Genomic DNA, 24,912 nt, shown 5'->3' on the forward strand with positions numbered 1-24,912 from the left:
TTTCTCCTGATTATTTGGTGTTCTGAATATCTTGCTGACGATACTGTTCAATCAATTCAATAAAGTGATCGAACAGAGACGCGGCTTCATGTGGACCAGGGCTGGCTTCAGGGTGTCCCTGAAAACTGAATGCAGGTTTGTCAGTACGGTGGATACCTTGCAGAGTACCATCAAAGAGTGATTTATGAGTCACACGCAGATTTGCCGGTAATGAGTTTTCATCAACGGCGAATCCGTGGTTCTGTGCGGTGATCATGACGACATTACGATCCAAATCTTTAACAGGGTGGTTGCCGCCGTGGTGACCAAACTTCATTTTTACAGTTTTTGCACCGCTTGCTAATGCCAGTAACTGGTGGCCCAGGCAGATACCAAATACAGGGATCTCGGTGTTCAGGAAAGTTTTGATTGCTTCGATAGCATAATCACAAGGCTCTGGATCGCCAGGGCCGTTAGACAGGAAAATACCATCCGGTGCCATTTCCAGTACCTCGTCTGCGGAGGTTTTTGCTGGCACGACAGTAACGTGGCAGCCGCGATCTACCAACATACGCAGAATATTACGCTTAACCCCAAAATCATAAGCAACAATATGGTATGACAGTTCTTGCTCTTTACAAGCTTCTGGTAATCCATCTGCCAGTGTCCAGCTTCCCTGTAACCACTGATAAGCTTGTGTGGTAGTCACTTCTTGCGCTAAATCCATACCTTTCAAGCCGGGAAATGCTTTCGCTTTTTCAAGAGCAACTTGAGCATCTACCTCATCACCTGCAATGATACAACCGTTCTGTGCACCTTTTTCCCGTAACAGACGGGTCAGTTTACGAGTATCAATATCAGCAATGGCAACAATGTTATGACGCTTTAAGTAGTTAGACAGATTGTCTTCACTGCGGTAGTTGCTGGTTATCAGAGGTAAATCACGGATGACTAAGCCTTGGGCTTGAATGGTGGGAGATTCTTCATCAGCGGCATTGATGCCGACATTACCAATATGAGGATAGGTGAGAGTAACAATTTGGCGGGAATAGGAAGGGTCGGTAAGTATTTCTTGATATCCGGTCATTGAGGTATTGAAGACCACTTCTCCAACAGCCACACCTTCTGCACCTATGGCGCGACCGTGAAATTGGGTTCCATCTTCCAGAACCAATATAGCTGACTTAATCAAAACGCCCTCCAGAATGAATAACAAATCGCACTCAATGCATATTAATTCAGAATTAATCCTTTAAATCAATGCCAATTATGATGTTTGTCAAAATTTTGGCAAATTGCGCGCATTCTAATGATGAGAGGGGGGCTTGTCTACAAAAAACGCCCTTTTTATTGTTTTTTTTGCGACACTCACTGTTGTATCATAGAAATTTACCTGAAAAATATAAGAAAAGTGCGAGTATATTCACGATTAATGTGAAATTAAATTTTAAAACAGAAAAAACAGTGTGATTTTTCGTATCTATAGGATAAAAGGTAGTAAAAAAGTGAGAATAATGTAGAAAATAGATATAAATGACGTAATACTTATATTTATGATTCATTTTATAAAAAATTACGCAATTAATGATAAATAATTGCGTAATTACAATTAGTTATTTTATTAAATAATTATAATTTATCGAGATTAAGAACGTCTTTCATGTCATAAAGACCCCTGTTTTTATTGGTTATCCAGATAGATGCTTTAACAGCGCCATTTGCAAAAGTCATACGGCTTGAAGCCTTATGGCTGATTTCTACTCGTTCACCAATATCGGCAAAAATAGCGGTATGTTCTCCAACAATATCGCCAGCTCTTACCGTAGCAAAACCAATACTTTTGGGGTTCCGCTCACCTGTGTGGCCTTCCCGCGCATATACAGCACAAGTTTTCAGGTCGCGACCGAGCGTATGTGCAATAGATTCTCCCATTGCCAGTGCTGTTCCTGATGGTGCGTCTACTTTATGGCGATGGTGAGCTTCAATGATTTCAATATCCGTATACTCTCCCATCACTGTTGCTGCTTTTTCCAATAGCTTAAGGACAAGATTGACACCGACACTGAAATTTGCTGCAAAAACAATAGGAATTTCGTTTGCTGCATCTTTGATTGCTTGCTTACCTGTATCATCAAACCCAGTTGTACCAATCACCATGGCTTTACGGTATTGCCGGCATATTGGCAGATATGTCAGCGTTCCTTCTGGGCGGGTGAAATCAATCAGGACATCAAAATCTTCAATGACAGAATGGAGATCATTACGGATCGTAATACCGTTATGACCAATACTGGCCAATTCACCAGCATCTGCTCCCACCAATGAAGAGTCTGGGCGTTCTAATGCTGCACCAAGTGTAACGCCATCCAACTGCTGAATGGCCTGAATAAGATTGCGTCCCATGCGGCCACTGGCCCCTACGATAGCAATGCGAATATCTGTATCAGCCATAAGGCCCTCACTATAGTTGATATTGGTTTTAATTGAGGTGATAAAGCAAATTGCCTACAGCTTAACTGTCAATGGCTGGTTGCACCAGACTCAAAGGGAGATCATTAGGAAAACAGCGATCAGAAAGGCAGTTATAACAAAATCTAAACTGTGGATATAACATGATAGGGTATATAAAAATAACATGTAGAAAGTAAATTAATACAATATTTATTATAACAATTATTAAATATATACATTCAAATTATTTTTGACGAAAAAATAAATATTCTGGTTACCTTAGTAACATTGCTATAGCAATTTTATACAAAAAAGAAAAAGGCTCGCTAAATCCTCCCTGATGTGTTTTTTACAAAAAAGATTTGTTGGCATAAGAACAATGAATAGTCAGTGATACTTGAAAATGCTCATATTCTTTATACTCTATAGGTGAGGTTTAATTTTCTTCAGACTGGAAAAAGTGCATAGTTAATTAAACAAGCGAATAGAAAAATGGGTGATATACCCGTTGTTTTTCAAGTTACACTCTGAAATCTATGGGATATATAACTTAAAAATAAAAGAGTTTAATACTATAAAAAGATCAATTTTCATCAGAAACTTGGGTAACTATTTTATGTGGCAACAAGAAAATGTAAAAGAGAAAATTCAGTTCTTTCGTCTGGAAGAATTTAATGGTTTGGAGATGCTCAAAGCCAGTTACCGTAAGCAAGTATTTTCTCGGCATGTGCACGAGACCTTTTGTATAGGAGTAATAGAAGAGGGGGCTCAGCGCTTCTATCGTACCGGTGCGGAACATATTGCGCCTAAAGGTGATATTATTTTAGTCAATTCAGATGAAATTCATACCGGATCTGCTGCTGTTGCAACAGGTTGGTCATATCAAGCTATTTACCCTTCACCTGATTTATTACGTTCACTTTCACGCGACTTAAAATATGCAGATGGCAGTATACCGTGGTTCCCTTCTGCGGTGGTTCATGATCCTGGGTTATCTGAACAATTACGTCTGATGTTTAATTTATTGTCGCAAAAAGGTAATACTTTATTCAAAGAAACTATGCTGTTTTCTTCACTTTCTTGGTTGATGATGAATTACGGTAAAACACGCATTACTGCACAGAAACTTCCTTCTGCTGAAAAGCAGATCTTATTGGCTAAAGAATATATTGATGCACATGCAGAAACTGATGTTTCTCTCAATCGGTTAGCAGAAATGGTACAGCTAAGTCCATGGCATTTTTTGCGGCAATTTAAGGAAATTATCGGAGTAACGCCTCATGTTTATTTAATTTTTGCCCGCTTACGTATGGCTAGAAAATTGTTATTGGATGGACATTCTATACTAAATGTTGCTATTCTCTGTGGTTTTGCCGACCAAAGCCATTTTAACCGCCATTTTAAAAATGCCTTAGGGATCACTCCCGGAATGTTTGTTCGTTCTCTACAAACAGCTTAAAAACGCTCTATTGCCTTATTGGGAAGGCTTCCAATCAGATTAGCAAGAAATTATTTCACCACAATTTTATTCAATACTCCTGTATTACCCGCACGTAAGCTACCTGTCAATGGTTCTTTTATTTTGTTGACGTAGATCTGTTTATGGAAAAAACAATGACTGAATTGCAACCAAAAATATCCTCCTGGCAAGGGTTTTGGTCTGGAATATATAATATGTTACCGCTTTGCCTTTCGGTTATTCCCTGGGGAATACTTGCTGGCTCTGTTGCCGTTCAATCAGGGTTAACTCTGGGACAAAGTATAGGGATGTCTGCAATCTTATTCGCTGGTGCTGCACAATTAGTGACACTTGGTTTATTAGCATCAGGTGCTAGTATCTTTACTATTATTATTTCAGTGTTTTTTATCACAGCTCAGCATTTTCTCTATGGCTTAACTTTACGCGAATATGTTTCTTTATTAAAAGCTCGTTATCGGCTGCCAATCGGTTTCTTACTAACAGATGAATTATTTGCTTTAAGTTGTGCTCAGAGAGATAAACAGATTTTAACTCCGGGCTATTTGATTGGTGCTGGATTATGTTTTTATGTATGCTGGAATATATTCAGTCTTCTGGGAATATTAATGGCTTCTTCTATTCCAGATTTAGATAAGTATCATCTGGATTTCTCTATTGTCGCTACCTTCATTACTATTGTTGTACCGATGATTAAAAAACTCAGTGTGTTTTTAGGCGTGATTTTTTCATTGTTTTTATCAATGATATTATCTTACCTTCATGTTGAAGGTGCTATTATCATTGCTGGTGTCAGTGGTATGTTCTTTTCTGTTTTTATAGCCAGGTTAAATAAGGAGTCAATATGAGTTGGGCCTTGCTTTTTATTTTAGCTGGTATTGTATTATTTAATAGATATGTTTTCCTGGAACCTAAAGTTCCGGTAAAGCTTCCTAAAATAATAAATGAATCATTAAAATATTCTGCCCCTTGTTTATTGATTGCGATATGTGGGCCAATTATTTTAATGGAACATGGGGAGTTAAGAGAGATTTCTAATAATCCTTATTTATGGGGGGCATTATTAACTACCGTTTTTGCTTTTTTTATCAGAAATATCGTAGTGTGTGTTGTTATCAGTCTGGCTGCTTTTTATGTGTTATCGGCTATTTTATAGCCGCAAAGCGGGATTCTTTTTTTATAAAATGTTAACAAATTTATATATATAGATAACTTTGCACGTTCACTGCGAGTTTATTTATAGATTGTAATAGTTACAATTTATGTTTTGATATTTCACTCTTTGTAATAAAAATAATTATATTAAAATTACTTTGTTCATCAATAGGAGGAATTATGAAAACAGGAATTGAACTTTATAAGGAATCTACCGCTATTCGGAATACATATAAGATATTACCTTTTCAAGGTGTGTGGAGTTGGCTAACAGGAAAGGATATTCCCGGCAGGAAAGCATTATGGAAATCCAGCTCAATTGAAATGATATGTTGGTCGATTAGTTGGATTGTGGTTGGTACGCTACTTATCTACTTGTCACTAAATAGTAATATGTCATCAATTATCAAGTTTATTCTCTATTTAGTCGGTGTATTATTTTCCACTTCTGGAGCCAGGTATATTGTTGCTACTATTATTCATCAAGGGGTGCATGGAAATTTACTCTCAACAAAATCACGCAATAGAGTGATATGTGAAATTTTATCCACCATATTCATTACTCAACCTTACGATTCATACCGTCAGTTTCATATATATGAGCATCATGGAAAGGATTTTTCAACAATAGAAGATAAAGATTTAGCAGCAGTATACAAATTAGGATTTGAACCTGGAAAAACAAAAAAACAGCTCTATATTAACCTGTTTTTGACCCTATTTAGTCCTTATTTTCATTTTTCATATCTCTATGGCCGCATTAAGTCAAATTTAATAGGTGTTCCTGTTTATCGATTCATCATGACTATTGTTTATTTTCTGTTTTTGGGCTATCTATTTTGGTGGATGGGAATGATGAATTTTGTATTATTCATCATTATCCCTTATGTAATTGTGTACCAGATAGCATCGTTATTACAGTTAATGACTGAGCATGTGTGGTTGTTACGTCGTGAAAATGAGACTATTCTTCATAGCCATATCAAAAACTCTTTAGGGCGCTTTTGTGGCTCACCTTGTCCTGAAAGTTTTTCTTTGAAATATTCTCTACAATGGATTATATGGGCCTTTAAACACTTATTCTACCATTTGCCTGTTCGAATGCTGATAGTGCAGGGATCACTGATTTGTCATGATTGGCATCATCGGGTAAGTAATATTAAAGAGTGGTATGACTATACAAGATTGAGAGAAATTAATGCAGAAAAATTGGCTAAAGAAGGTAAGTATGATTATACCGAGTTTTGGGGGTTTTATAATTGCTTGGATCACGTGCTAACTATGCTTAGTAATTCCGATCCTATTGATGTTAATAATCTAAAATATAGACTTAATTAAAAACATTAATGAAAACAATATGACACGATCTTTTTATAGGGAATGATAATTCAGATTTTAACATGGAATTATTGTTTTGTTATCAATGGCAATTAACTTATTCATTATTATAAACCCCTTTGAATATTACAGGGAAGAGGTGAGTTAGAATAACTAATTCACCTCTTTTACATGAACATAATTATCCTCCCATTTCAGGTAATTCGTAATGAGTGGTATCGTGAATCTTATCTACCCTTTTATTATCTGCGATGTTTTCCTGACGGAGGCGTTCGGCCAGGAACCCTATAAATACACTAAGTTTTGGAGGTAAATGCCGTGTTGGTGGATAAAGTATCCATAATTCGCCAGTGTGGTTGGCTTTAAAGTTCCAATCAGGCAGAATTTGAACCAGCCGTCCCTGTTGTAAAGCATGTTTAGCGGTAAAATAAGGTAAGTTGCCAATTCCGATATGTCTTAATACGGCATCAAGCCGAACTCCTGTATGATTAGCAGCGTAACGACCATAAACATTGACGGTAATAATTTTATTTCCCTGATTGAATTTCCAACGTGAATCTCCTGGTTCTTCCCCAAGATAGATGCAACTGTGATTTTTCAGATCGTGCGGATGTTGTGGTGTGCCATGTTCTGCCAGGTATTCGGGTGTTGCACATAACATATGCCAAATATTTAATAGCCGTTTTCCCATGAGGCCCGGAGGAGGTTGATCTGTGATCCGTATTGCAAGATCAACCTCTTCATCTATCAAATCTACATAACGATCATCAAGTCGCAAATTTACATCAACTTTAGGATAGCAGGCAAGAAAAGCAGGTATATGAGGATGAATAACAAAACGGCCAACCGCTTTAGGGACACTGACCCGGACTATTCCCTGTGGTTCTCGGTTAAAGTTTCCTGATACCGACATGATTGCCTGAGCAGAATTCATCATGTCCAGGCAATGTTCATAAACGGTTTGTCCGCTTTCACTTAAACGAAGTTTGCGTGTTGTTCTTTGCAGCAGGCGGGTGCCGAGCGCTTTTTCCAGTCTGGTGACAGAACGACTAATAGCAGAAGGTGTTGCGGCAAGCTGACGTGCAGTTTCAGAGAAACTACCGGTTTCAACCACTTTGGCGAAAATAGCCATTTCCCGCATTAAATTTATCGTGCTATTTATGCTCATAGGTCAAAAGTTATTTGAGTTGAGGATGGATTATCGCAATTGTATTTATTTAATACAATCAGGGAAATTTGTTTATATGAAGAATATCGAATATGACTGAACGTTTTTATTTATCCAGTTCTATCCTGAGCAGGGTAGTTGAAGTGTTAGATTGTTCTTTTCGCGGTGTCTCCTCCTGTAATGATGGACGCTATGCAATCCGATTAAACGTAACACCATTTCATCCTCAGGGAGGAGGGCAACCTAGTGATGTTGGCTGGCTGAATGATGTGGAAGTTGTTCACGTCGCATTTGAAAATGATGACATCATTCATTACACAAAACATCCTATCAATACAGGAATAGCTTTTGCGCGCGTTGACGAAAATCATCGTCAATTACACTCACAGCTACATTCAGCAGGTCATCTTATTGGTCATATTGTTGAAGGCTTGGGTTGGTATCCTGTCAGTGCACATCATTGGCCCGGAGAAAGCCGGGTTATTTTTAAACCGGGAATGCATGCTCAAGCTGTTTTTGTTGAAGCACTCCAGGAAAGTTGTGATCGACTTATCGCTGAAAATTTGTCTTGCCAGATTACTCTGCGTGATGATGGATTTCGGCAAGTCAGTTTTGGTGAACTTCCCCCTTACCCTTGTGGCGGAACACATGTGACATCATTAAAACATATTCACAAAATTCAGATAAAAGCTATTAAGGAAAAGAAAGGCAAGTTATCGGTGCAATATGACATAGTTATGCCAACGTAATGTATTGCGTCATAATAGATTCAACCCAGTGATACCACTATAAATATAAACGCTTTTCGGGGTAAATATGCTTTCTGATTACTTGCATGAGTTTTGGGGACTGGCACTTATTCATTTTTTGGCAGTTGTTGCACCGGGACCAGATTTTGCCGTAACACTACGACAGAGCATACGTTTTGGTCGTTGGGTGGGAATTTGTACCGCTATTGGTATTGGTGCGGGAATATCAGTCCATGTTATTTATACATTGATTGGTATTGGAGCATTAATACATTCAACACCTTGGCTGATGACAATAGCAAAAATGATTGGTGGTATATATATTTGCTACTTGGGGATTCAATTTATTAGAAGTAAGCCGGAAAAAATGGATTTTATCCTCCCGAATAAGGCACTTCCGCAACAAAGAAACTTGCGACGAGCTTTTTTTACTGGTTTTATGACAAATGCTACCAATCCCAAAGCAACTTTATTTTTTCTGGCTGTCTTCACAACTGTTGTGAGCGCAACTACGCCGTTATCTGTCCAGATTTTTTATGGTGTATGGATGTGTATAGTAAATGCAGCGTGGTTTATTCTGGTGAGCTGTCTTTTTTCCAGTGCTACGGTTCGCTTACAGTTTATCCGGCTTGGGCATTGGTTCGAACGCGCAGTAGGCGTGGTTTTGATTGGTTTTTCTGTTCGTCTTTTATTTATTTCTGTGTAACAGAAATTGACTCAATACAGTAACGGTGTATTATGACTTAATTCAAAGGTGTTTTTATTTTTGATGGAGATGAGTTTTTATATCAACTAATATGAAAACTATAAAATTATTTTAATTATCCCAACTTCTTTAAATAAATAAATTTATTGATAATATTAATTATGGAAAAAATAAAGGTTTTTAGCTAGTTAATGATAGCAATATAATAGTAAAAAATGTTTATATCATAAGGAGGTCAATATGATATCCAGATCAAGATCTTTTTCAGAAATATGGCCAAAATCAATTGATATCAGATGTTCTATAGTTATTAAGGAGGCTAGTTTACCAGAAGCATTTAGCGCAATGGAAAAAATAAAGAAAGAAACTATGAATAATGAGTGGTTATGCTTTAATTCTTCTAAGCTTGATGAAGAGAAAATAAAATGGAATTCGAGATATAGCCAGGCATTGAAAATATTTGATTTTCTCTATGATAATATTGGTAAGCGCCTTAAATTAAAAGGAACTGATGAAAGAATGTTGTTTTCTGTTGCTTATTTCAGAGGTATTCCTATCGGAATTTTACAATTATTAATTACTGAGGAATTACCGAAAGTCGTTTTTTTGGCAACTCATTGTGGTATTCGAGGTTGTGGTGTTTTACTCATTGAGTATGCAGTAAATAAATCACAACAATTAGGTATGGGGGGGAAGTTACAACTTTCTCCATATGAAAGAGCGAGATCGGCATATATGGCGATGGGATTTACTAGGGCCGACGAGCATCTGGAATTATATCCTGCTGACAGAAGTGATAAATGGAAATGGGATGAGGCAACGGGTCGTTATAGTTTCTGCTGAATATCAGGTAGGACAGCTAATATCCTATAGATTTCAAGATGTAACTTGAAAGAAGACGTGTATATATTATATTTGGATTTTTATTAGAGAGAAGTCAGGTGAATTATTTATATCGTTCAAAATAGTAAAGAGGGGAATTAATGTAATGTTCAGATCAAAATCTTTTAATATTAACAACCATTCTGTAGGATTTGGCCCTTTAACCCGGTCCAGGTCCTGTTCGGATATGTACACAACATTGGTTAATATGAGAACATTTATCACAATCAAGGAGGTTACCCCAGAAGAAGCATTCAACGCAACGGAAAAGATGCTAACAGAAACTATGGCTGAGGATTGGTTCTATTTTGATTTTCTTAAACTTAATGAGGAACAGCAAAGGTGGAAAATGAGATATAATCAGGCAGTTAGTATACTTAGTTGCCTCTCGACTAATGCAAAGCTTCAATCTATGAGAGATAAAACTGACGGTTCAAAAAAGTTTTTTGTTATTGCTTATTTCAGAGGTATTCCTGTTGGTGCTTTACAATTATTAGTGAAAGATAATCATGAAAATGAGTTACCTGAAGTTTCTTTTTTGGCTACTCATTGCGGCATTCGAGGTTGTGGTGTTTTACTCATTGAGTATGCAGTAAATAAATCACAACAATTAGGGATGGAAGGAAAGTTAAAGCTTTCTCCATATGATGAGGCGAGGCAAGCATATATCAATATGGGGTTTGTGAACGTAAATAGGGACATGGAATTACATCCCGCGGCAAGAAATGATAAATGGAAATGGAATGAGATAACAAGCCGTTATGAATGTTGTTAAATTTTTTTGGCAAGACATTCATATTCGGCTTTTCGTTAGAAAGATGCCGAATAAATTAATTGCATCTTCCAACAGAAAAGCCGAATTTAAGTTGAAGCAATTCTGAAATAGCGGTTCTTAAGTCAATCCGAAGTTAATGAACTTCTTTCACTTCAACTCGTAGTTCTTTCGGTACTTCAAACACAATGCTTTCTTCGCGGCCATGCAGTTCATTAACCGTTTCTGCGCCAAGCATTTTCAAACGCTTAATGACTTGTTGCACTAAAATATCTGGTGCGGATGCTCCTGCTGTCAAGCCAATAGAATTCACACCATCAACCCATTCCTCTTTGATATCATCGGCAGAATCAATCAAATAAGCCGGTTTGCCCATACGTTGTGCCAGTTCAGCCAGACGGTTTGAGTTTGATGAGTTTTTGGAGCCAACGACTAAGACAATATCGGCATCTGTTGCCAAATCGCGAACCGCTTCCTGACGATTGGTGGTGGCATAACAGATATCATCCTTACGTGGGCCGATAATATTCGGGAACCGGGCATTAAGTGCATCAATCACTTCTGAGGTATCATCCACAGAAAGTGTGGTTTGTGTCATAAAGCAGAGATTATTTTCGTCTTTAACCTGCAATTTCCATACATCTTCCGGTGATTCCACCAGATACATACCGCCTTCAGGGTTATTGTACTGCCCCATCGTGCCTTCAACTTCTGGATGACCGGCATGTCCGATTAAAATAGCTTCTTTACCTTTACGGCTTGCACGGGCGACTTCCATATGGACTTTTGTTACCAGCGGGCAGGTAGCATCAAACAGCATGGTTAAATTGCGGGAACGAGCTTCGTTACGGATAGTTTGAGAAACGCCATGTGCGGAGAAAATCAGAATTGCACCATCAGGAACTTCTGAAATTTCTTCAATGAAGATAGCTCCCCGATTCCTGAGATCATCAACCACATAGCGGTTATGTACTACTTCATGGCGAACATAAATCGGTGCGCCATATAATTCTAATGCGCGTTCTACAATGCTGATGGCACGATCAACACCAGCACAAAAACCACGAGGGTTAGCCAGCAATATTTGCATGGTTTTCCTCCAACTGAGGGTCTATTTCCAACACTTCAATCTCAAAAGTGACGTTTTGGTCAGCCAGTGGATGGTTAAAATCAACAGTGATAGAACCTTCTGCAACTTCTTTGATAAACCCCGGCATTTCGCTACCATTCATAGCAGTAAATAGCATGATAGTGCCCACTTCAGGAATATCCGAATTGGCAAAATCGCGTGGTGTGAAGTATTGCACCAGATCAGGATTATATTTGCCGAAAACAGTTTCTCCTGCCAGTATGAATTGGTGTTTATCGCCAGCTTTCAAACCAATCAGCTGTTGTTCGAGTGGCTCGGAAAGGCTGCCATCACCTAAACGGAATAATGCGGGTTTACCCTGACTATAAGTCGAGTCTGCTGTTGAACCATCATCCAGTTTTAATGTGAAGTGTAACAAAACTGCACTGTGCATTTGCACCTGCATTGACATGTTGCTCAAACCTTTTAGTAAAAAACGATTTAGTAAAAAATGATTTAATAATAAATAATTGCAAGTGGGTAAAGCTATCAGCCCCGGTTATATTAACCGGGGCTGGTTTCTTATTGTTTTCTTGATGATTGTTGTTTAGATTCTGTTTGTTTTGGTACAGTTTTCTTATCATCCGAACTGATAAAGCTCTCAATGATAATGAGTGCTGCCCCGATGCAAATGGCAGTGTCTGCAATATTAAAGGTAGGCCAGTGCCATGCTCCGATATAAAAATCGATGAAATCGACAACAAAACCATGTACCAGTCGATCAAACAGATTTCCCAGTGCTCCACCAATCACTAAAGCATAAGCAATGTTGTTCAGTTTCTGTTTAGCACTGGAACGATACATCATTACCAGCAGCGTGATAGAGATGACAACCGCAATCAAGGCAAAAAACCAACGCTGCCAGCCACCTTTGTCAGCCAGAAAACTAAACGCAGCCCCAAGATTTTGGGCATAAGTCAGATTGAAGTACGGTATTAATGGTATGGATTCGTACAGTCTGAAGTTTTGTAATACTAACTGTTTACTGCCCAGATCCAAAATCAATACCACAACAACTAACCAAAGCCAGCGGAGGCCAGTGGAACAAATGGGTTTCTTCATCAGGCAAATTTACGCTCTTCACCGTTACCGGCAACGTTAGTCACACAGCGGCCACAGAGTTCTGCATGTTCCGCTACCAATCCCAGGTCTTTAGCGTAGTGCCAGCAACGTGGGCATTTTTCACCGTCTGCTTTACGGAAGGCAATTTTCAGCCCTTTAAGTTCGCTCTGTTGTGCATCATCACACGCAGATGAATAGGCGGCAACTTCGGTTTGTGAAGTCAGTAATACAAAACGCAACTCATCAGACAGTTTGTTGAGTTTTTCTGCCAGTACATCATCAGCATAAAGTGTGACAGCCGCTTCCAGTGAACTGCGGATGTATTTATCGGCACGAGCCTGTTCCAGTACTTTGTTCACTTCACTGCGAACTTGCAGTAATTCAGCCCAGAAAGTATCGTTCATATTTTCACTGCCTGCCAGACCGAATAGACCATCATACCACTCTTCGGTCAAGACGAACTGTGCGCGTTTGCCAGGCAATTCATTCCACACTTCATCCGCAGTGAAGGAAAGGATTGGTGCTATCCAGCGAACCAGTGCTTCTGCAATATGGAATAAAGCGCTCTGGCAGCTACGGCGGGCAACACTGTCGCGTTTTGCGGTGTATTGACGATCTTTGATGATGTCCAGATAGAATGATCCCATCTCTACGGAGCAGAACTGCATCAAGCGTTGAACAACGGAGTGGAAGTCGTATTCATCGTAGTGTTTGAGGATATCAGCCTGTGCTGCCTGCGCACGACCTACCGCCCAGCGATCCAGTGTTACCATGTCTTCCGCTTTTACCATGTGCTGGTCAGGATCGAAACCGTTCAGGTTTGCCAGCAGGAACCGAGCTGTATTACGGATGCGGCGGTAAGCATCCGCTGAGCGTTTCAGGATTTCATCAGAAACTGCAATTTCGCCGGAGTAATCTGTTGACGCTACCCATAAGCGCAGGATATCTGCCCCCAGTTTATTCATCACATCTTGCGGGCTAACGGTGTTACCGATGGATTTGGACATTTTACGTCCTTGTTCATCAACGGTGAAACCGTGAGTCAGAACCTGACGGTAAGGTGCTTTACCTTTGATCGCGGTTGACAGCATGAGTGAGGACATAAACCAGCCACGGTGCTGGTCAGAGCCTTCCAGATAAATGTTTGCAGAATGACCATTGAATTCTGGGCGAACATCGACAACAGAGGCGTGGGTGCTTCCTGAATCAAACCAGACATCCAGTGTATCCTGTGTTTTGATGTAATCTGTTGCTTCATTACCCAGAAGTTCTGATGCGTCAAGATCCCACCATGCCTGAATGCCATCTATTTCAACACGTTTGGCAACTTCTTCAATGAGTTCTGGCGTGCGAGGGTGCAGTTCTTGTGTCTCTTTATGCAAGAACAGAGACATCGGTACGCCCCATGTGCGCTGACGGGAGATACACCAGTCCGGACGGTTTTCTACCATGGATTCAATGCGCGCTTGTCCCCAACCTGGGATCCACTCAACCCCTTTGATCTCTTTCAGTGATTGTTCACGCAGGCCGTTCTGATCCATGCTGATAAACCATTGTGGTGTTGCACGGAAGATGATTGGCTTTTTGTGACGCCAGCAGCAAGGATAGCTGTGCTGAATTTTTGACAGACTCAGTAACGCGCCTTTTTCTTTCAGTAACTCAACGATGACATCGTTCGCTTTGAAAACAAACAGGCCATCCAGAGAAGGATAAGTGCCAGAGATGTAGCAGCCATTTGGCCCAACCGGGTTTGCGATTTCAAGGCCATATTTCAGGCTGATAGAGTAGTCGTCCGGGCCATGACCGCCCGCAGTATGTACTGCACCAGTACCCGCATCAAGAGTCACGTGATCGCCCAGAATAGCAGGAGTGTCAAAGCCCATGAATGGATGGTTGAAACGCATCAGTTCCAGATCTGCGCCTTTGCAGTCACCGATGACTTCCCATACAGTGATGCCTGCGCGCTGCATAACAGATTCAACCAATTCCGCAGCCAGAATCAGGCATTCATTGTTAACTTTGACCAATTGGTAAGTGATTTCTGAGCCTAATGAGATCGCTCGGTTTGCTGGTAATGTCCACGGTGTGGTTGTCCAGATCACCAGAGAAACCGGCAGATTCTGTAACTCCATCCCCGATTTGGCAAATTTGGCATACACTGCATCTGCATCAACGGCGGTGAAACAGACGTCAATAGAAGGGGAGGTTTTGTCGTAATACTCAACTTCCGCTTCGGCAAGAGAAGAGCCACAATCAGTACACCAGTGAACAGGTTTAACACCTTTCAACAAATGATCGTTGTCGATAATACGACCCAGTGCACGAATGATGTCTGCTTCTGTTTTGAAGTCCATCGTCAGGTAAGGTTTATCCCAGTCACCCAGAACACCCAGACGTTTGAAACCCGCCTTTTGTGTTTCGACTTGGCTCATTGCATATTTGCGACACTCAGCACGGAACTCAGCGGCGGAAAATTTTTCACCCGGCTTACCGATAATTTGCTCAACCTTGAGCTCAATTGGCAAACCGTGGCAGTCCCAACCAGGAATATAAGGCGAATCGTAGCCTGATAATCCTTTGGATTTAACAACAATGTCTTTGAGAATTTTATTGACTGAGTGACCAATATGAATATCGCCATTTGCATATGGAGGGCCATCGTGCAAAATGAAGGTCTTTTTACCTGATTTTGCTTTTCTGATAGCCTGATACAAACCTTCTTTATACCAACGTTTCAACATATCTGGTTCGCGCTTGGCTAAATCCCCGCGCATAGGGAACCCTGTTTCCGGTAAATTCAGGGTGTCTTTATAGTCACTCATTCTCGATTCTCAGTTCCAATTTTCCGCTATACCCTTATATATGGGTATCAGATATATGACTCGGATCGCTGCAAAAAGTATTCCCTCGCAGCAACCACATCATTTGCGATTTGCTGTTTAAGCGCATCAAGCGAAGCAAACCGCTGCTCATCACGCAATTTTTTGCGTAATACCACATTGATATGACGCCCATACAGATCCATTTGGGTATCAATCAAATGCACTTCAAGTTGCTGGCCCTGACCCGCAACAGTGGGGCGATTTCCAATGTTGGCAACACCCAGTAAAGGATTATTGCCTAATCCATAAACTTCAACAGCATAAACGCCTTTTACAGGGGCAACCAGACGTTTTAAAGGTAAGTTCGCTGTAGGAAAGCCAATCGTGCGCCCCAGGCGGTTACCATGAACAACTCTGCCACTTATGCTGTAAGGATATCCTAATAATGTTTCGGCCAATGTTAGATCATCATCTTGCAACGATTGACGAATAACGGTACTGCTGATCCGCAATCCACTGTCACAAAAGCTGTCTGTACTGGCAACATCAAAACCGTATTGTTTACCTGCTTGTTGTAAATAGTGAAAATCACCGAAGCGGTTTTTACCGAAACGGAAATCATCACCTACAGCCAGAAACTTAACACCCAGTTTTTCAACGAGCAACCGAGAAACAAAGGCTTCCGGTGAATTGGCTGCAAAGTGTCTGTCAAATTTCACACACAACAAATAATCAACGCCATACTGAGATAAATATTTTATTTTATCTCGTAGCCGTGTCAGGCGAGCAGGCGCTTTATCTGCGAGAAAGACTTCCAGTGGTTGTGGTTCGAAAATCATAACCATTGTCGGTAATCCGAGCCGCAGCCCTTCTTGCTTCAAATGTTTCAATAAAGCCTGATGCCCACGATGGACACCATCAAAATTACCAATCGTCAGCACGCAACCATGGTGACGCGCCCGGATATTGTGTATACCGCGAATTAGCTCCATAGCTGGCTCAATACCGTGAAAATTGCCGGATTATACCTTGTACAACGCACAAGGTTAACCCACGATCACAAAGGGTTTTAATTAATAACCTGATTCATACAATAAAAACAGGTTGGATGCCCGAAAAATATTTAATTTATCGCATTTATCGGTGATTCATTGAGTTTTTTATTGTGAAAGACTGTATTCCCTCCCAGTAAGCTGATAAAATCCTGCCCCATCACAACGTAACCAGCGTCGCCGTACAACGACGCTTATTTGCACAAATCCATTGACAAAAGAAGGTTGAACAGGCATATTCCTCGGCCTTTGAATTGTCCTCAATAGAATATATTTGGGAGTTGGACCTTGGCTAATATCAAATCAGCTAAGAAACGCGCCGTACAGTCTGAGAAACGCCGTCAGCATAACGCAAGCCGTCGTTCTATGGTGCGTACTTTTATCAAGAAAGTATACGCGGCTATCGCTACTGGCGATAAAGAAGCTGCACAGAAAGCATTCAATGACATGCAACCAATTGTTGATCGTCACGCCTGCAAAGGTTTGATCCACAAAAATAAAGCAGCACGTCATAAATCTGCTCTGGCGGCGCAAATTAAAGCAATGTAACTCTTTGCTTTAATTATGCTGAAAAAACCGGCTTTTGCCGGTTTTTTTGTATATCCATCGTTTTTAAAATTGCATCTTGAAATTCATAGGGTATATCTGTTGATGCAGATTCAACGTTATTTTTCCGGTCTGTTTTTTAACGGGACGTTGAATAGGCCGGAAAAGTCTTTATTACACACACGTTGAACTGCCGGATGCTGAATCATTCTTTCCGCAAAGATGACGTAATACTCTTCCTGCACTGAATCCAGTCTGCCTATTTCAATAATATCACTGTCAGCAAAAGTATCATTGGCATAGAACGAAGGAGCAATAAAAATAGCATTATGGTACATGCCAAATGCTTTCATCAGTGCGGCATCGTCGAATTCGCCTAATACTTCAACTTGCAGATTTTTATTACGTATCCATGTTAGCAGTTTCCTGCCTAACATTGAACGGCGACCGGGGATCAATAAACGGCGTTCTTCCAGGCATTCAGGGAATGGTTTTTCGGGAATTGGCGTACGGCAGTAAAAACTAATGCTGCATTCTCCCAACTTGACGGAAAACAAACCTTCCTGCTGGGTGGAGTCGACCGGGCAATCTGACAGGATCATATCCAGTTTATGCTGGCTGAGTTGCTCAAGCAGCATTTCATGGGTTGATTCAAAACAACGCAGGTGGATTTTTTCCTGTTCCACAACTGCGGTTTCTAATACTTTGCTGACTAAACGTTTAGACAAGGCATCCGCAACACCCACGTCAAACAACAGGTTTGACTCTCTGCTGTAAGTGACAATATCCAGCATTTCCTGACTGAGCATAAACATTTTATCAGCATAGCGAAAAATAAGTTGTCCCAGTTCTGACGGAACTAATCCTCTTCCCTGACGCTTAAACAGTTTTCCACCAAGGCGTTCTTCCAGAGCCTTAATCTGGCCAGTAATAGTCTGTGGTGTCAGGTATAGCGCTTCAGCAGCCCCAACAACAGAACCCTCTTTACACACGTGCCAAAAATAATAAAGGTGGTTAAAGTTTAAATGTGAAACCCGCATATATTTATCCTTTGTGTATCACCTTACATCTGCATAACAGCCATGACCTTATATTTCAGGCCGCCAGATTATGGTGCTCTCCTGTCTTTCTCTAATATGAATATTCACGGCACAGCAGATGAGATGTTATGCCGTGAATATTAAAAGGATGAATTAATTTGGAATTATTTCTGATTGTGCGCCTAAATTAGTTCATTCGACTACATTTGGCTATGTTTTTTTCTTTGACCCATTTTCTTTGGTAAGAGCACATTCAGTAACCCATAACCAATGATGGCTGCCGTAGTTGAACCAATTAATATCCCCAGACGCGAATAGGTACTGAATGTATCACTCAGGCCTTCAAATGCCAGGCCGGAAATAAAGATAGACATAGTAAAACCAATTCCACAAAGTACAGATACGGCAAAAATTTGTGTCAAACTAACTCCTGTCGGTAATTTGGCAACCCCCACTTTTACTGAGAGCCAGCTAAACAAGAAAATGCCCAGTGGCTTGCCAATAAACAGGCCAAGTGCTATCCCCATAGGTAACAGCCCTGTCAGATCGTTCAGCGTAACGCCTTGCAATGACACTCCGGCATTGGCAAAAGCAAAGAGTGGCAGAATTAAATAAGCCACCCACGGATGTAAGCTATGCTCAAGTGCTTCGGAAGGAGAATGGCCTTTTTTACAACGCAGGGGGATCAAGAACCCGACAATAACGCCTGCCAGTGTGGCATGGACGCCGGATTTGAGGATGCATACCCACAAAATTACGCCGACAACCAGATAAGCTGATGTTTTAGCGATTCCCCGACAGTTCATCCAGGCCAGAAGCCCTATCATAGCTGCGGCTAATCCCAGTGCAACTATAGAAACACTTTTAGTATAGAATAAGGCAATAATGATGATGACGCCCAAGTCATCAATAATCGCCAAAGCGAGCAAAAACACTTTTAATGCTGTAGGAATACGTTTTCCTAGCAGAGCCATAACGCCAAGTGCAAATGCAATATCGGTGGCAGCAGGAATAGCCCAACCCTGACGAGTGATTTCATTATTGCCATTAAAGAGTAAATAAACCAAAGCAGGGGCAAGCATACCACCGACGGCGGCAATGGCTGGAAAAATGGCTTTATTACGGCTAGCTAAAGCGCCTTCCATCAATTCCCGCTTAACTTCCAGACCAACAATCAGGAAAAAGATGGCCATTAATCCATCATTTATCCATAGCAGGAATGGTTTATTGATTTCCAGAGCAGCAAATTGAACTGCAACCGGTAGGTTAAGAAATTGATGATAAATACTCTGAAATGGCGTATTCGCCATTACCAGTGCAATAATGGCAGCAATAATGAGGATGATCCCGCCTGCTGCCTCTAATTTCAAAAATTGGCGAATAATTGCAGTCATAGATTAGTAACCTATAAGATGAATTAGGTTGTAGATACTATGTTTGTAAACACGATGTTTATAAAAGCTATAGTAGTAAATGTTGTTGTTATAAATAATATGGTTATAAATAATGTAGCCATAAGTAAATGTAGTTATGAATACTATGCTAATCATGACTTCGGAAAAAATCGATTATTTGTGTTATATTTATCGAAATACACGAATAGTTTCAATTTGAAAGTAATTTTTTTTAAAATGAATAGATTGAAATCAGTGCTGATTGACTTGAAGAGTTTATAGAAGTGTCTTTAATGGTTTCATTTTGGCAGACTGCATCAAAAGATCAAAAAAGAGAGTAACTATATTGATTTTTTTACAATATTTTAGTCTGCCTAGATACAAGTCTATTAACGTAAGGCTTCTACAGCTTCTTGTTAAACATATCCGGTATAATGCAATCATGACCTCTTAGCAAGCAATGCCAGAGTTGGTTGCATACGGAATGCTTCGGTAACCTCCTCTTCACTCATCAGCGGATAACATTTCTCTACAAATTCATCAAGTACCGGTAATATGCTTCTTCGTTCTTCAAGGCCCAGAACGCAGGAACAGGCGTTAAAAGCCACATTTTTGTATTGGTCGACGTTAGTTTCTTCATCCACATAGTCATCAATATCCCAACGGCTAATCAGACTTTCTTGCATATGGAAAGCATCCATTTCTACCCCTTCGCGGAAAACATGAAATACGGGATGAATATAGGCACTTTGCGAAGGATCGAAATGATTGGCTGGTAACGTAAAATAATGTGTCGGAAGATCGCCATTACCATACCGATGGAATCCATACTCAAATACCACTTCAATACGATTTTTTTTTATCTTGCCAACGTTCGTAGTTATATTCTCGTGGAAATGGTGGCCATACACGTGCATATACGCTGTCTTTATCGTCATTCGTTTCAAAAGTAATGGTACGCCTAAGTAGCCGAAAAGCTCAAATAGGGACATCGTCGTACTGACAAATTCGACCAGAAATTCAGTGAGCGCAGTCAATCCATCTGAGGGATGAGTCAGTGATATCTTGCATTTAAATATCGGTTTGATAGCCATGCCGTGGTATTTTTCAGCAATGATATGACCAAGTGCCTGAATATTTCCTCGAAAACCATGTACAAATCCGGAAGCAGCATCAGGATCATTGACTTGCATAGGTGCACCAATGAAATAGAGCCCTGGTACGTTCACTGACTCCTAACTTGATGTAAGCAGGCAGAATTTATCTTTTTTATCCACTTCTGGCCGAACAGTCTTCTGATCGAAAATATCGGATAAGGTATAGTTGAATCCGCAGCATACAATGACATCATCAATAATCCCTTTTCGTTTCATCCATCTCGGTGGTTGCCAATGGGGACAAGGCGTTTCATAACTAATTAATAACCGTCTTTTGTGCTTACCACTGGTAATTCGGTTAATTTCGACAATTCGGTCGCTGACAATATTGTTGTTCGATTTCAATTGCATTAAATCGAAGACATCTGAGACCTGAGCACGTACATCATGTACGTTGTGTGTCTGCCGGGTAAACTGCGGTAATGATCTGGTGACAACACGGGTTTCGGCTGTGATATCGATAAGATGATGTGCGATTTCAAACGCAGAGTTACCACGTCCAAGAACGACAACAATTTTGTTTTTATAGCGCTCAGCAGCAGTATTTGGGTCAAAGTCTTCATAAAAAGTACAAGTTTCGGCATTGAGTCCTTTAATATCAGGCACAATTGGTTTTGATACACCAGTGGCACAAAATATTCTGTCTGCTGAGATACGCAGGGAATCAGAAACTTCGATAATAAAGTGCTCATTTTCTTTCATTATGCACTTAACACGCATATTGGTACGGATACAGTCTGAAAGCTCCATTTTATCAGCGACATATTTCAGATATTCCTTATAGAGTTTCGCTGATGGCCAATGAGCTGATGTTCATTCTGTAAAACGAAGTTTCGGGTCATTTGCTACATCTCCAGCATCAATAGTGCTAAGAGTATGCCAGTCATAACGCATCCGGTAAGTATGATTATCACCGGGGACATATTTTTTGTTGAGGGAGATCAATTCTCCACATAATTCTCCACATACAGGTAATCGGCCCCATTGACCACCAACCGTTTCGTTTGCCTCAAGTAAGAGATATTCAATACCGCGCTTACTAAACTCAAGAGCCATATTGAGTCCTGCGGGCCCTCCGCCAATAATGACATTAGGGTAATGATCTCGCATTATATTTATCTCCATTAATAATTTTTAGGTGGTATTGTTGTATTTATATCTAAAAATTATAAATCTCAGATAATTATTTGTTTTTTGAGATTAAAGGGGGTTATGGAAAAATTAATTTTTAATAAATTAGGAAGTTATATCGTTAAATATATTATTATTCATTTGAGTTATTTTATTTAGAATAATGTATGAAAGTAATCATTTCTCTTCTTACTAAATGTTTTCTATTAAACAGGTATATTCGAATGCGATTTCTGAATGTGGGAAACCTAACTTTAAATTAAAGACAGGAAAATTCAAAATGACTATATATCATTATCAGCAATGGGGTCATATTAATAAAATGTAGTGATTTACTATTTATTAATATGATGATCATGTTATTCATTCAAGTTTAAAAATTACCATCTGATTATTTTCACTCATGTTCCATAATTACTGTATTTATCAACATGCCAGAAGTGAGTTATGCGTTGATGATTTTAGTATCTGTTATACTTTGGCTGGTGGCACAGGATCCTGTGCCAGTGATAATACTTTGGCTTATATTTTGTGGTTGTTTGCTGTTTATGGTTGGATAATGGATCTCCAAGTAATAAATAGGAACCTGGAGACTCCAATTCGTTTCAGTTGGCTTCATTGGTTGGCATATTCAAATTTTGAATTACTGATTACAACCGTACCATCAGGTCTTATAATAGCCTGATTTAATACTGATTTTGGACTATTACTCATCATGTAAAATGTATTTTCATATAGAGGATTACCCGGATCTCCCTGTAACGGAGATCTTGATTTATATATTGAGGGAGTAGGTGCTTGTCCTAAAGACAAATACTTGCCATCAATTGCCCAATCAAGCATTTTTCTTTGCCAATTAGCATCATAATTTTCAGATAAACAAACTATATTTGCCCATGGATCGCATATCCAGGCCCCATCTGGGAGCTTATTGTACACTTTATACAGTGGATTTATTTCTTTATATTGAGATTTTATGTTATAGGTATGTGGGGGATAATAAAGCATGACAAAACAGTGATCATACCTTGATAAAGGCGATGGATAAAGAATCTCAATGTAAATAGATTGTATTTTTCCTGATGTGTTTTCAGTAAAAGAATCTTTATATAAATTATATATATCATCCCCTCTTTTTCTTGCTAAATATATAAATACAGTATTAGATAGTTCATTACAATTTCCAACCAATGAATTATCACGTTCTTTTTCTTTTATTATACATTCATATTTTTTATCTGCGGTATCCAAATGGTGTAATTTACTTTTTAATTCTATGAGTTTTTTCTCTCTGGCAAAGCAATTTTCTCTAGAATATCTTTTTGGCCGATCTCCTGATTGAAGTTCAACATTAAAATAAGAGATATTTGTGGTCTTACCACAGAAAATATTGTGGGAATGTGTAATTGCTTGTTTTAATATATGCGAAATCATTTTAATATCCTCATTGTTTCTGTATTGTTTTTAAACCTTATCATTTGTGTATGGATATTTTAAAATAATACTTTCTGCTCTTTTTAAATAAAGTGCAATATTAATAGAATAACAGCATGTTTAATAATAATTGAGAAATAAAATAATTTAATTAGCTAAAAGACAAAAAATTAATAAATAAAAATATCCCCCTGAACATCAATAAATTAGAAGGATGAGCAGGGGGATTTATTATTAGATATTTTGCAAAGTAATAAATTACTTTGTCAAATCATCAAAAAATTTTTTTACGCCATCAAGGAAGCTTTTGGAACGCGGGCTATTGGTTTCTCCACCTTTTCCGCCAAAAGATTCGCCCAGTTTACGCATCAGCTCTTTCTGTTCTTCGTTCAGTTTAACCGGTGTTTCTACGACAACACGGCACAACAAATCCCCCTGAATTCCGCCACGGACAGATTTAACACCTTTGCCTTTCATGCGGAACAGTTTGCCAGTCTGAGTTTCCACAGGGATTTTCAGGCTGACGCGGCCATCAAGGGTCGGAACTTCAATTTCGCCACCCAATGCCGCAGTTGCGAAGTTGATTGGAACTTCACAATAAAGGTTGCTGCCATCACGTTCGAAGATATGGTGCTTTTTGACCTGAACCTGAACGTACAAATCTCCTGCTGGTGCACCGTGTTCACCTGCTTCACCTTCACCACTCAGGCGAACGCGGTCACCGGTATCAACTCCTGCCGGGATTTTAACGGACAATGTTTTGTATTTCTCAACACGACCGTGACCGTGACATTTGCTGCAAGGCTCTTTGATGATTTTTCCACGACCATGACACTGAGGACAAGGTTGCTGAACAGTAAAGAAGCCCTGGCGCATATGCACCTGACCAGCACCATGACAGGTAGAGCAGGTTTCTGGGCTGGTGCCTGCTTTTGCACCACTGCCATGACAGCTTTCACAGGATTCCAGCGTTGGGATGCGGATTTCTTTGGTCACACCACGGACAGCTTCTTCCAGCGTTAATTCCATACTGTAACGTAAATCAGAACCACGGCTTGGACGCTGTTGACGGCGGCCGCCACCGAAAATATCTCCGAAAACGTCACCAAAGATATCGCTAAAGTCAGCTCCACCGAAACCACCAGCACCACCACCCATGCCGCCGTGTTCAAAGGCAGCATGACCATACTGGTCATAAGCGGCGCGTTTCTGTGAGTCGGTCAGGATCTCATACGCTTCTTTAATTTCTTTGAATTTACTCTCAGCGTCTTTATCCCCCTGATTACGGTCAGGGTGATATTTCATTGCCAGCCGCTTATAGGCTTTTTTTATTTCTTTTTCATCTGCTGTTTTGGATATACCCAAAACTTCGTAATAATCTTTTTTTGCCATTGTATTGTTTACCCCTAACACGCACAAACGGGCGTAGAGTTACCTCAACGCCCGTGCTAGTTAACAAGTAACAGGC

23 protein-coding genes and 1 pseudogene are annotated in these 24,912 nt (G+C 39.8%); 9 read left to right on the top strand and 15 right to left on the bottom strand.

Going from position 1 to position 24,912, the window contains the following annotated elements; all coding sequences use genetic code 11:
- Positions 1 to 10: 10 nt before the first annotated feature.
- On the bottom strand, positions 11 to 1,171 hold the full coding sequence (gene carA, locus AAC147_RS03960) for a glutamine-hydrolyzing carbamoyl-phosphate synthase small subunit (RefSeq protein ID WP_047679082.1): 1,161 nt from the start codon (positions 1,169 to 1,171) through the stop codon (positions 11 to 13).
- A 437-nt stretch (positions 1,172 to 1,608) separates the two neighbouring features.
- Positions 1,609 to 2,430 (bottom strand): 4-hydroxy-tetrahydrodipicolinate reductase, encoded by an 822-nt coding sequence (gene dapB, locus AAC147_RS03965; protein ID WP_047679083.1) that lies wholly within the window; start codon positions 2,428 to 2,430, stop codon positions 1,609 to 1,611.
- 616 nt (positions 2,431 to 3,046) lie between these two features.
- On the opposite strand from dapB, the gene AAC147_RS03970 reads away from it, so the two are divergent.
- From AAC147_RS03970 to AAC147_RS03985, 4 genes are all read left to right on the top strand, one after another.
- The gene (locus tag AAC147_RS03970; RefSeq protein WP_047679084.1) at positions 3,047 to 3,889 is read left to right on the top strand and encodes an AraC family transcriptional regulator; all 843 of its coding nucleotides are present in this window, start codon (positions 3,047 to 3,049) and stop codon (positions 3,887 to 3,889) included.
- 155 nt (positions 3,890 to 4,044) lie between these two features.
- A complete protein-coding gene (locus AAC147_RS03975; protein WP_197056349.1) occupies positions 4,045 to 4,755 on the top strand; it encodes an AzlC family ABC transporter permease in 711 nt (236 codons plus the stop codon).
- Entirely contained in the window at positions 4,752 to 5,063 is a 312-nt protein-coding gene (locus AAC147_RS03980) for an AzlD domain-containing protein (RefSeq protein ID WP_047679086.1), read from the top strand. Before AAC147_RS03975 ends, AAC147_RS03980 begins: the two co-directional genes overlap by 4 nt.
- A 179-nt stretch (positions 5,064 to 5,242) precedes the next feature.
- Positions 5,243 to 6,400, top strand: a complete 1,158-nt coding sequence (locus tag AAC147_RS03985) for a fatty acid desaturase (RefSeq protein WP_197056350.1) — start codon at positions 5,243 to 5,245, stop codon at positions 6,398 to 6,400.
- A gap of 181 nt (positions 6,401 to 6,581) precedes the next feature.
- On the opposite strand, the gene AAC147_RS03990 is transcribed toward AAC147_RS03985, so the two are convergent.
- Positions 6,582 to 7,568 carry a LysR family transcriptional regulator gene (locus AAC147_RS03990; RefSeq protein ID WP_052189382.1) on the bottom strand — a complete coding sequence of 329 codons (987 nt, stop codon included), beginning with the start codon at positions 7,566 to 7,568 and terminating at the stop codon, positions 6,582 to 6,584.
- 92 nt (positions 7,569 to 7,660) lie between these two features.
- On the opposite strand from AAC147_RS03990, the gene AAC147_RS03995 reads away from it, so the two are divergent.
- The 4 genes from AAC147_RS03995 (at position 7,661) to AAC147_RS04010 (ending at position 10,680) form a co-directional block, all read left to right on the top strand.
- On the top strand, positions 7,661 to 8,317 hold the full coding sequence (locus AAC147_RS03995; RefSeq protein ID WP_047679087.1) for a serine-tRNA(Ala) deacylase AlaX: 657 nt from the start codon (positions 7,661 to 7,663) through the stop codon (positions 8,315 to 8,317).
- A gap of 67 nt (positions 8,318 to 8,384) precedes the next feature.
- Positions 8,385 to 9,023 carry a LysE family translocator gene (locus tag AAC147_RS04000; RefSeq protein ID WP_047679088.1) on the top strand — a complete coding sequence of 213 codons (639 nt, stop codon included), beginning with the start codon at positions 8,385 to 8,387 and terminating at the stop codon, positions 9,021 to 9,023.
- A 240-nt stretch (positions 9,024 to 9,263) separates the two neighbouring features.
- Positions 9,264 to 9,866, top strand: coding sequence for a hypothetical protein (locus AAC147_RS04005; RefSeq protein ID WP_047679089.1), 603 nt, complete (start codon positions 9,264 to 9,266; stop codon positions 9,864 to 9,866).
- 226 nt (positions 9,867 to 10,092) lie between these two features.
- On the top strand, positions 10,093 to 10,680 hold the full coding sequence (locus AAC147_RS04010; protein WP_187649731.1) for a GNAT family N-acetyltransferase: 588 nt from the start codon (positions 10,093 to 10,095) through the stop codon (positions 10,678 to 10,680).
- 133 nt (positions 10,681 to 10,813) lie between these two features.
- Here the strand turns inward: AAC147_RS04010 and ispH are convergent, their stop codons facing one another.
- The 5 genes from ispH to ribF all read right to left on the bottom strand — a co-directional run bounded on the left by ispH (position 10,814) and on the right by ribF (position 16,682).
- Positions 10,814 to 11,767 (bottom strand): 4-hydroxy-3-methylbut-2-enyl diphosphate reductase, encoded by a 954-nt coding sequence (gene ispH / locus AAC147_RS04015; RefSeq protein WP_047679091.1) that lies wholly within the window; start codon positions 11,765 to 11,767, stop codon positions 10,814 to 10,816.
- Positions 11,748 to 12,218, bottom strand: coding sequence for an FKBP-type peptidyl-prolyl cis-trans isomerase (fkpB, locus tag AAC147_RS04020; RefSeq protein ID WP_047679092.1), 471 nt, complete (start codon positions 12,216 to 12,218; stop codon positions 11,748 to 11,750). Before fkpB ends, ispH begins: the two co-directional genes overlap by 20 nt.
- Before the next feature lie 110 nt (positions 12,219 to 12,328).
- Positions 12,329 to 12,868, bottom strand: a complete 540-nt coding sequence (lspA, locus tag AAC147_RS04025) for a signal peptidase II (protein ID WP_047679093.1) — start codon at positions 12,866 to 12,868, stop codon at positions 12,329 to 12,331.
- A complete protein-coding gene (gene ileS, locus AAC147_RS04030; protein ID WP_047679094.1) occupies positions 12,868 to 15,690 on the bottom strand; it encodes an isoleucine--tRNA ligase in 2,823 nt (940 codons plus the stop codon). The genes lspA and ileS overlap by 1 nt, the downstream gene beginning before the upstream one ends.
- Positions 15,691 to 15,737: 47 nt before the next feature.
- Complete coding sequence (gene ribF / locus AAC147_RS04035; RefSeq protein ID WP_047679095.1) at positions 15,738 to 16,682, bottom strand: bifunctional riboflavin kinase/FAD synthetase; 945 nt, start codon at positions 16,680 to 16,682, stop codon at positions 15,738 to 15,740.
- A gap of 348 nt (positions 16,683 to 17,030) precedes the next feature.
- Between ribF and rpsT the strand changes: the two genes are divergently transcribed.
- Positions 17,031 to 17,291 (top strand): 30S ribosomal protein S20, encoded by a 261-nt coding sequence (gene rpsT, locus AAC147_RS04040; protein WP_038269713.1) that lies wholly within the window; start codon positions 17,031 to 17,033, stop codon positions 17,289 to 17,291.
- Between the two features lie 116 nt (positions 17,292 to 17,407).
- Here rpsT and nhaR read toward each other — a convergent pair whose 3' ends face one another.
- The 7 genes and pseudogenes from nhaR to dnaJ form a co-directional block, all read right to left on the bottom strand.
- Positions 17,408 to 18,328, bottom strand: coding sequence for a transcriptional activator NhaR (gene nhaR, locus AAC147_RS04045; RefSeq protein ID WP_047679096.1), 921 nt, complete (start codon positions 18,326 to 18,328; stop codon positions 17,408 to 17,410).
- Between the two features lie 200 nt (positions 18,329 to 18,528).
- On the bottom strand, positions 18,529 to 19,722 hold the full coding sequence (nhaA, locus tag AAC147_RS04050) for a Na+/H+ antiporter NhaA (RefSeq protein WP_047679097.1): 1,194 nt from the start codon (positions 19,720 to 19,722) through the stop codon (positions 18,529 to 18,531).
- Between the two features lie 440 nt (positions 19,723 to 20,162).
- Positions 20,163 to 20,951, bottom strand: a complete 789-nt coding sequence (locus AAC147_RS04055) for a hypothetical protein (RefSeq protein WP_197056351.1) — start codon at positions 20,949 to 20,951, stop codon at positions 20,163 to 20,165.
- 6 nt (positions 20,952 to 20,957) lie between these two features.
- Positions 20,958 to 21,671 (bottom strand): annotated as a pseudogene (locus tag AAC147_RS04060) (NAD(P)-binding domain-containing protein); the annotation flags it as partial.
- Between the two features lie 21 nt (positions 21,672 to 21,692).
- Complete coding sequence (locus tag AAC147_RS04065; protein ID WP_197056352.1) at positions 21,693 to 21,989, bottom strand: NAD(P)-binding protein; 297 nt, start codon at positions 21,987 to 21,989, stop codon at positions 21,693 to 21,695.
- A gap of 636 nt (positions 21,990 to 22,625) precedes the next feature.
- Complete coding sequence (locus tag AAC147_RS04070; protein ID WP_047679099.1) at positions 22,626 to 23,444, bottom strand: hypothetical protein; 819 nt, start codon at positions 23,442 to 23,444, stop codon at positions 22,626 to 22,628.
- A gap of 258 nt (positions 23,445 to 23,702) precedes the next feature.
- Positions 23,703 to 24,836 (bottom strand): molecular chaperone DnaJ, encoded by a 1,134-nt coding sequence (gene dnaJ, locus AAC147_RS04075; RefSeq protein WP_047679100.1) that lies wholly within the window; start codon positions 24,834 to 24,836, stop codon positions 23,703 to 23,705.
- Positions 24,837 to 24,912 lie beyond the last annotated feature (76 nt).

The organism is Xenorhabdus sp. NBAII XenSa04 (assembly GCF_963866145.1).
Taxonomy (GTDB): Bacteria; Pseudomonadota; Gammaproteobacteria; order Enterobacterales; family Enterobacteriaceae; genus Xenorhabdus; species Xenorhabdus indica.

Excerpts from the sequence above, each read along its gene's own strand:
- dapB (WP_047679083.1), bottom strand. The coding sequence starts at position 2,430 with ATGGCTGATACAGATATTCGCATTGCTATCGTAGGGGCCAGTGGCCGC.
- AAC147_RS03970 (WP_047679084.1), top strand. The coding sequence starts at position 3,047 with ATGTGGCAACAAGAAAATGTAAAAGAGAAAATTCAGTTCTTTCGTCTG.
- AAC147_RS03975 (WP_197056349.1), top strand. The coding sequence starts at position 4,045 with ATGACTGAATTGCAACCAAAAATATCCTCCTGGCAAGGGTTTTGGTCT.
- AAC147_RS03980 (WP_047679086.1), top strand. The coding sequence starts at position 4,752 with ATGAGTTGGGCCTTGCTTTTTATTTTAGCTGGTATTGTATTATTTAAT.
- AAC147_RS03985 (WP_197056350.1), top strand. The coding sequence starts at position 5,243 with ATGAAAACAGGAATTGAACTTTATAAGGAATCTACCGCTATTCGGAAT.
- AAC147_RS03990 (WP_052189382.1), bottom strand. The coding sequence starts at position 7,568 with ATGAGCATAAATAGCACGATAAATTTAATGCGGGAAATGGCTATTTTC.
- AAC147_RS03995 (WP_047679087.1), top strand. The coding sequence starts at position 7,661 with ATGACTGAACGTTTTTATTTATCCAGTTCTATCCTGAGCAGGGTAGTT.
- AAC147_RS04000 (WP_047679088.1), top strand. The coding sequence starts at position 8,385 with ATGCTTTCTGATTACTTGCATGAGTTTTGGGGACTGGCACTTATTCAT.
- AAC147_RS04005 (WP_047679089.1), top strand. The coding sequence starts at position 9,264 with ATGATATCCAGATCAAGATCTTTTTCAGAAATATGGCCAAAATCAATT.
- AAC147_RS04010 (WP_187649731.1), top strand. The coding sequence starts at position 10,093 with ATGTACACAACATTGGTTAATATGAGAACATTTATCACAATCAAGGAG.
- ispH (WP_047679091.1), bottom strand. The coding sequence starts at position 11,767 with ATGCAAATATTGCTGGCTAACCCTCGTGGTTTTTGTGCTGGTGTTGAT.
- fkpB (WP_047679092.1), bottom strand. The coding sequence starts at position 12,218 with ATGTCAATGCAGGTGCAAATGCACAGTGCAGTTTTGTTACACTTCACA.
- lspA (WP_047679093.1), bottom strand. The coding sequence starts at position 12,868 with ATGAAGAAACCCATTTGTTCCACTGGCCTCCGCTGGCTTTGGTTAGTT.
- ileS (WP_047679094.1), bottom strand. The coding sequence starts at position 15,690 with ATGAGTGACTATAAAGACACCCTGAATTTACCGGAAACAGGGTTCCCT.
- ribF (WP_047679095.1), bottom strand. The coding sequence starts at position 16,682 with ATGGAGCTAATTCGCGGTATACACAATATCCGGGCGCGTCACCATGGT.
- nhaR (WP_047679096.1), bottom strand. The coding sequence starts at position 18,328 with ATGCGGGTTTCACATTTAAACTTTAACCACCTTTATTATTTTTGGCAC.
- nhaA (WP_047679097.1), bottom strand. The coding sequence starts at position 19,722 with ATGACTGCAATTATTCGCCAATTTTTGAAATTAGAGGCAGCAGGCGGG.
- AAC147_RS04065 (WP_197056352.1), bottom strand. The coding sequence starts at position 21,989 with ATGCGAGATCATTACCCTAATGTCATTATTGGCGGAGGGCCCGCAGGA.
- AAC147_RS04070 (WP_047679099.1), bottom strand. The coding sequence starts at position 23,444 with ATGATTTCGCATATATTAAAACAAGCAATTACACATTCCCACAATATT.
- dnaJ (WP_047679100.1), bottom strand. The coding sequence starts at position 24,836 with ATGGCAAAAAAAGATTATTACGAAGTTTTGGGTATATCCAAAACAGCA.